At 48.7% G+C, this 7173-nt stretch carries 5 protein-coding genes; 3 read left to right on the plus strand and 2 right to left on the minus strand.

What is annotated here, in order from left to right; all coding sequences use genetic code 11:
• Positions 1-11 precede the first annotated feature (11 nt).
• Genes RIH33_RS21520 through RIH33_RS21530 form a run of 3 tightly spaced genes read left to right on the plus strand, consistent with a single transcriptional unit; the run spans position 12 to position 5878 of the window.
• Positions 12-1265: a polysaccharide deacetylase family protein gene (locus RIH33_RS21520; RefSeq protein WP_406651601.1), complete on the plus strand. Its 1254-nt coding sequence runs from the start codon at positions 12-14 to the stop codon at positions 1263-1265.
• 10 nt (positions 1266-1275) lie between these two features.
• Complete coding sequence (locus RIH33_RS21525) at positions 1276-3210, plus strand: sialate O-acetylesterase (protein WP_406651602.1); 1935 nt, start codon at positions 1276-1278, stop codon at positions 3208-3210.
• 31 nt (positions 3211-3241) lie between these two features.
• Positions 3242-5878, plus strand: coding sequence for a glycoside hydrolase family 3 C-terminal domain-containing protein (locus tag RIH33_RS21530; protein ID WP_406651603.1), 2637 nt, complete (start codon positions 3242-3244; stop codon positions 5876-5878).
• A 42-nt stretch (positions 5879-5920) separates the two neighbouring features.
• Here the strand turns inward: RIH33_RS21530 and RIH33_RS21535 are convergent, their stop codons facing one another.
• Together RIH33_RS21535 and RIH33_RS21540 are read right to left on the minus strand one after the other, a co-directional pair.
• Positions 5921-6370 (minus strand): YhcH/YjgK/YiaL family protein, encoded by a 450-nt coding sequence (locus RIH33_RS21535; protein WP_406651605.1) that lies wholly within the window; start codon positions 6368-6370, stop codon positions 5921-5923.
• Between the two features lie 75 nt (positions 6371-6445).
• Entirely contained in the window at positions 6446-6937 is a 492-nt protein-coding gene (locus RIH33_RS21540) for a hypothetical protein (RefSeq protein ID WP_406651606.1), read from the minus strand.
• Positions 6938-7173: the final 236 nt, after the last annotated feature.

Consider the following 7173-nt stretch of genomic DNA (forward strand, 5'->3'; position numbering starts at 1 on the left):
ACCACTACGCAATGAAAAGTACATTTATGGCACTGGCGGCCACCCTTTTGATGAGCATCACAGCAGGTGCTCAGATAGACGAAAACTATGAGGTAGCCACCTGGGGCGGTTTTAAAACCTCAGCAGTGAGTTACACATTTGATGACAACACCGGTAACCAACTGCCCGTGGCTCTCCCACTCTTTGATCAATATGACTTCAAGGTCACCCTGTATACCGTGACCAATTGGGGGCCAGATTGGACTGCCCTGCGGAAAGCTTCAGACAATGGTCATGAAGTAGCCAGTCACACCATTTCTCATCCCAGCCTCCCGAGCATTAGCGTGGAAGAACAGGAAACGCAACTCCAACAATCACAAAGCACGATAAGATCTAATGTACCGAATGCAGAAGTGCTCACCATCGCCTACCCCAATTGTAACATAGGTGATCTTGCGACCATCGAGAAGTATTACATCGCAGGCAGGATTTGCAGTGGGCAGATCATACCAGCGAAGCCTGGGGATTATTATAGATTGAGTGCAATGATCGTTGGTTCACAGGGTGGTGTAAACAGCGCATCGGCATTCCAGACAAAAGTAGAATCAGCCAAATCCTCAGGTGGATGGGCGGTTTTTCTTATTCATGGGATTGACAATGATGGTGGCTACTCACCTGTGTCATCCGCTGTACTGAGCGACCATGTAGATTTCATGAATGCCAACAGTGATGATTACTGGGTAGGTACGTTTGCCGAAGTAGTCAAATACATCAAAGAACGTGAGTCAGTAAGTATTGCCGAGTCTTCAATTACCGATGACTCATTGAAGGTTACGATTTCCGATGACCTGGATGACGCTCTATATAATCAGGCCATTTCAGTCAGGCGAAAGCTACCCTCAAATTGGAGAACTGCCAGCGTATATATTGACGGAGAAGCCATTCAATCTCATATACAATCCGAAAATGGCATTTCATATGTGGTATTTGATGCTGTCCCTGATCATGGAATCATTACCATAGGAAGTGCCAGCGGAGCGGCACAGGTGTTATCCGCTCATGATGAGGCAAAGATTACATTTCACCCAAACCCATTCCGAGACCGTATCCGGGTATCATTCCCTGGAGCTTTCCGATATACTGTCTACTCCCTGACTGGCCATCAAGTCCATTCAGGAGAAGCCAGTAATTCCACTCTCATTGGCGAACACCTCCCCGCCGGCACCTACATTATAAAAGTCATGAGCCAGTCCCGGGTTAGCCAATTAAAAGTTATGAAATTATAAATCCCTGATTATGAGCAAAATTTTGAAAGCAATCCTCTTGCCAACCCTCTTACTGTTATCCCTCTGTGGTATGGGGCAACTTCGCTTACCCCGGCTGGTCAGTGACGGGATGGTGCTGCAGCGAAACACTGAACTGAAAGTCTGGGGGTGGGATACTCCTGGTCAGCATGTGAGCATAGCGTTCAGGGAAGTAACTTACCTTACCAAAGCCTCTCCACAAGGATCTTGGGAAATCAAACTCCCTTCATTTGGAGCAGGGGGACCATATCAAATGGTCATATCTGGTTCGGAAGAGATCGTTTTAGAAGACATTCTCATCGGTGATGTATGGATATGCTCCGGCCAGTCCAACATGGAGCTCACCATGCAAAGGGCCAGCCCTATCTATACCCAAGAGATCGCTACTGCTGAAAATCCCGAGATCAGGCAGTTTAATGTATCCACAAGGTACGATTTCAAAAATCCTCAGCATGATTTTGATGAAGGTGAGTGGGTGAAAGCCACGCCTGAGACAGTCCTCAGTTTTTCTGCCGTAGCTTACTTCTTTGGTCGGTCACTTTATGAGAAGTATCAGGTGCCTGTCGGCCTCATCAATACAAGCCTTGGTGGATCTCCGGCGGAAGCATGGATGAGCGAAAAAGCACTGATGGAGTTCCCAAAACACTTTGATGAGCTTCAGCGCTTTAAAGACGATGACCTGATCGATGACATCCAAAAAAGTGACAATGAGCGTATTGGTGCCTGGTACAACACCCTGCAGGAAGAGGACATGGGCTATGCAAATACACCCTGGAGTACTCCTGACCTCAACACAGACACCTGGCCATCGATGCGCATACCGGGATATTGGGCAGATCAGCCAATAGGTAATGTCAATGGGGTGGTCTGGTTCAGAAAAGAAATCAGCCTTCCGCCCTCCACGAAAGGCAAACCCGCTAAACTTCTGATGGGCAGAATCATAGATGCTGACTCTGTATTCATCAACGGCAGCTTCGTGGGTACCACCAGCTACCGGTACCCACCCCGGAGATATGACGTGCCTGCCGGTGTGCTCAGGGCTGGTAAGAATATCTTAACCGTACGCGTGATCAACAGCAGCGACAAAGGTGGCTTTGTGCCCGATAAGCCCTATACCCTGAGTATTGGTAATCAAACCTTTGACCTGACAGGTGACTGGAAATACCAATTGGGCGCAGAAATGGAGCCACTGGGACCTCCTACTTTCATCAGGTGGAAGCCCGGCGGACTGTACAACGGCATGCTCGCCCCGCTGTTCCATTACTCCATCAAAGGAGCCATCTGGTATCAGGGAGAATCCAATGCCAGCCGGGCAAAAGAATACAGAACCTTGTTTCCGGCTATGATCCGCGACTGGCGTACGCAATGGAATCAGGGTGATTTTCCCTTTCTTTTTGTGCAGCTGGCCAACTACATGGAAGCCAGGGAGACCCCTACCGCCAGCGACTGGGCCATGCTCCGTGAAGCCCAGCTACAGGCCCTATCGGTTCCCAACACTGCCATGGCGGTCATCACTGACATAGGCGAATGGAATGACATTCACCCACTGAACAAGAAGGATGTGGGGAACCGACTGGCTCTGGCAGCCTCAAAACTTGCTTATGGCGATGATCTGGTCTATTCAGGTCCTTTGTATAAAGGTTTTCAGAAAAAAGGAAATAAGATTATCCTTACCTTTAATCACACAGGTAGCGGACTAAAAGTGTCTGGAGCAGCGCTTGAGGGCTTTGCCATTGCAGGGAAAGATCAACAATTTGTCTGGGCGCAAGCCAAAATCAAGGGTGACCAAATCACTGTCTGGAGTGAGCAGGTCAAAGACCCGGTAGCCGTGCGTTATGCGTGGGCAGACAACCCGGATCAGGCCAACTTATACAATCAGGAGGGCTTGCCGGCTTCTCCTTTTCGCACTGACCAATGGGAAGAATAAATCCAACTTTTATCACAAAACCTAAATAGACATGCTTTTTGACCGTTCAACGAATACACTGTGGCTGCTTGCACTTCTCCTCATTGGCCCCAGCTGCCAACAGTCTACCTCGTACGACTTTCCATTTCAAAACCCAGACCTGACACTGGAAACCCGGGTAGATGACCTGGTAAGCAGGATGACTCTGGAAGAAAAAGTAAGCCAGATGGTCAATGAAGCACCTGCTATTGAGCACCTTGGGATTCCTGAATACAACTGGTGGAACGAAGGACTCCATGGAGTGGCCAGGGCCGGCCTGGCCACAGTATTTCCCCAGGCCATCGGGTTAGGAGCCACCTGGGACGAAAGACACATGCTCAAGGTAGCTACGGCTATTTCCGATGAAGCGCGTGCAAAGCATCACAACTTTGCCAGCCGTGGTAAAAGAAACCTCTATCAGGGGCTTACGCTGTGGTCTCCAAACATCAATATATTTAGAGACCCCAGGTGGGGGCGTGGCCAGGAAACCTATGGTGAAGACCCTTACCTCACAGGTAAAATGGCCGTACAATTCGTTCGTGGGCTGCAGGGTGACGATCCCACGTACCTCAAAACGGTGGCTACTGTCAAGCATTTTGCTGTGCACAATGGACCTGAACCCGAACGTCATGTCTTCAATGCTCAATCTAACTATCGTGACCTCTGGGAAACCTACCTTCCCCAATTTGAAATGGCCATACGCCAGGGCAAAGCCTACTCTGCCATGTGCGCCTACAACCGCTACAACGACGAAGCCTGCTGTGGCAGCAGTACGCTGATGACGGATATTCTGAGAAATGAAATAGGCTTTGATGGCTACATTGTTTCGGACTGTGGTGCCATCGAAGACATCTTTAAGCACCACCAGCTGGTAGCCACCCCTGAGGAAGCCGCTGCTTTGGCCGTAAAAACGGGTTGTGACCTCAATTGCGGAATCGGTGAAGCCATTTTCCCTTACCTGGTCAAGGCGGTGGAAAAGGGACTGATTGATGAAAAAACGATTGACACTTCAGTGAAACGACTGTTTATGGCTCGTTTCAAACTGGGAATGTTTGACCCTGAAGGGCAGGTGGCGTTTGCACAAATCCCCTACTCCGTGGTAGATAGCAAAGCACATCAGGCGCTGGCCGATGAAACTGCCCGAAAGTCTATGGTACTGCTGAAAAATGAGGAACAAACCCTCCCGCTTAGAAAGGACCTGAAAAAAGTAGCAGTCATAGGCCCCAATGCTAATCAATGGCTCATGCTTCTGGGCAACTATAATGGCGTACCTTCAGCACCTGTCACACCGTTTGCCGGAATTCAGCAGAAATTGCCCAATTCCAATGTCACTTTTGCGCAGGGCTGTGAGCTTGCATCAGGCATGCCCATGTTCTACTCCATTCCACGGGAAAATCTGAATGACCTTAAGGCTTCTTTTTACAACAACCGCACGCTGCAAGGTAATCCGCTCTACAGTGAATCCTGGGACATGCTGGATGCCAACTGGAACGATCGCGCTCCCCGTGATGACATGGACGATGACAACTTCGGTGTTCGTTGGGAAGGGCAACTGGCACCTGCCATTTCCGGTCTTTACCAGCTTGGATTCATAGGCACTATGAATACTCAGCTCTATCTCAACGATAGTTTGGTTGCCAGGACTTCTTACCACTTTCGTGATGAATACGGTGACCCCCGCCTGAGAAAATCAGACCAGATCTGGCTGGAGGCCGGACAATCGTATGATTTGAAGCTGGAAGCCGGAGACTCTTATGCAGATGCCACCGTACAACTCGTTTGGGCTGCTCCAAAACCTAACCTGAAAGCTGAAGCGCTGAAGGTAGCCCAAGATGCCGAAGTGATAATTCTGTGTATGGGATTAACTCCCAGAATGGAAGGAGAGGAAATGGATATCCAAATTGACGGATTCAGAGGCGGCGACCGAACTACCCTTGAGCTTCCTGAGACTCAGCAGGACCTGATCCGGTCCATAGAACAACTGGGCAAACCCACAGTTTTGATTCTTCTGAATGGAAGTGCCTTAGCCATCAACTGGGAAAATGAAAACATTCCTGCTATTCTGGAGGCCTGGTATCCCGGCCAGTCAGCCGGTACAGCCATAGCAGACGTTCTGTTTGGAGACTACAACCCCGCAGGAAGACTACCAGTCACCTTTTACAAATCGGTGGATGACCTGCCTCCTTTTGAAGATTATAGCATGGCTGGTCACACCTACAGATACTTTCAGGGAGAACCCCTTTACCCGTTTGGCTATGGCCTGAGCTATACCCGTTTTGAATACAGCGACCTTACCATAAGCGACAGCAACACCACCGATCAGGCCGTCAGTGTGCTGGTGAAAGTGACCAACACGGGTGAAATGGCAGGAGAGGAAGTTGTTCAGGTTTATTCAACCAATTTGAGCACCCAATTACCCACTCCCACGCATTCCCTGCAGGGTTTCGAAAGGGTAAGTCTGGAGCCAGGAGAATCTAAGTTTATCCGGTTTGTTTTACCGCCTGCGGCTTTTCGCGTGATTACCAATCAAAATGAAAAAGTGGTACTTCCCGGAGCGTTTAAACTCTCTGTGGGCGGCGGACAGCCAGGAGTTGCCCTGCAAACTTCCAACATCCTATCAAATACGATCAACCTGGGTGATCCCTACTGAATTTTCTTAATGTAAACTCAGAAATTACTTTACAATGGAAACTTAAAGCAGGACCTTCACCACCACCTTTTTGACATTGGATGCTTCTCCAGAACGGAGGCCGGGCATATGAATGTCCTGCGGAAAAAAGACCGTGAACATTCCGGCAGTCACTCGTATTTTATAGTCATACTTACCAAAAAACGAAACGTCTTTTTCAGTGTTGTATGGCACAGTGGGCTGCTGATCACGCAAGGTGTCGATCCCCATCAGTTCTTCTCCGGCATAGATAAACTGGATATCGGCGTAGCGCTGATGCGCTTCTATCTTACTGTCAGCCTCCTCCTTGCTTACATATTCCTGTACAGCTACCTTGAGCTGATCACCTTCCAGCTCATACTTGCCAGGAGGAATCTGACCAAAATCCGTTGAAAGAAGATGCTCAAAACCCTTTTTGAATCGCTCCCCCAATGCGAAATACCGTTCACAATTTTCTAATTGATCAATTATCATAGCTACAACTTTGAGGGCGAATTAAGGACATTCAGACTAAAAAGGCAAACGAGGAGCAGCCCCACCTCCCTTCGGCTAATTTCCACTGGGCAACTTCTCCCTGATTCCCTGAAGCCAAAGCACCAATTCGGCAGCTTCCGGGCTTTGATTGACCTTATCTTCAGTATCGCTCTGAAGGGATAAAGGAATGGTTTTTTCCTGATAAAAAGCATTGAACCCATAAGACCCGAAATCATAACGACGTTGCTCCGTGGTCTTCACCGGTCCTCTGGAGGCTGGCCATATTTTGGCCATCTGACTATCCAATTCAGATTTGGGGACCTGATAGATCACGCTATCAAAATTGGAAATATTAGGATCCAAACCACCAGAAAGCCATACCGCAGAATCTCCATAGGAACTCACCCGCACATTGCCCTCACCGTCTATGATCCAGTGGCTATACTGAAAGCCCCAGGCGTAGTTTACACCAAAGTATTCAAAATAGGCCTGCTGTTCCAACTGATCTTCTTCACAAGCGCCCATAGCCGCAAGCAGAATGATAAAGTGTAAGAATAATCTGGTCATTGTTCAGAATATTTGATGGTTTGACTTTAGGACACAGGATTCTGCTGAAAAATTCAAAAAAAGGAGATGAAATCTACCCCACTGCCGGTGCCCAAGAGCCTTAAACCCGCCCAGTCCTTCCTCCTGACCTTGATTGTCCATAGGATTCACATAAACACCGCTGGGGTTCAATCCGCACAACACCTCTTGAATCCAGGTTAGTCAGCTCCGGAGGAGCGGAATGTTCTTAGACATTA

The organism is Marinoscillum sp., from assembly GCF_040222955.1.
Lineage (GTDB): Bacteria > Bacteroidota > Bacteroidia > Cytophagales > Cyclobacteriaceae > Marinoscillum.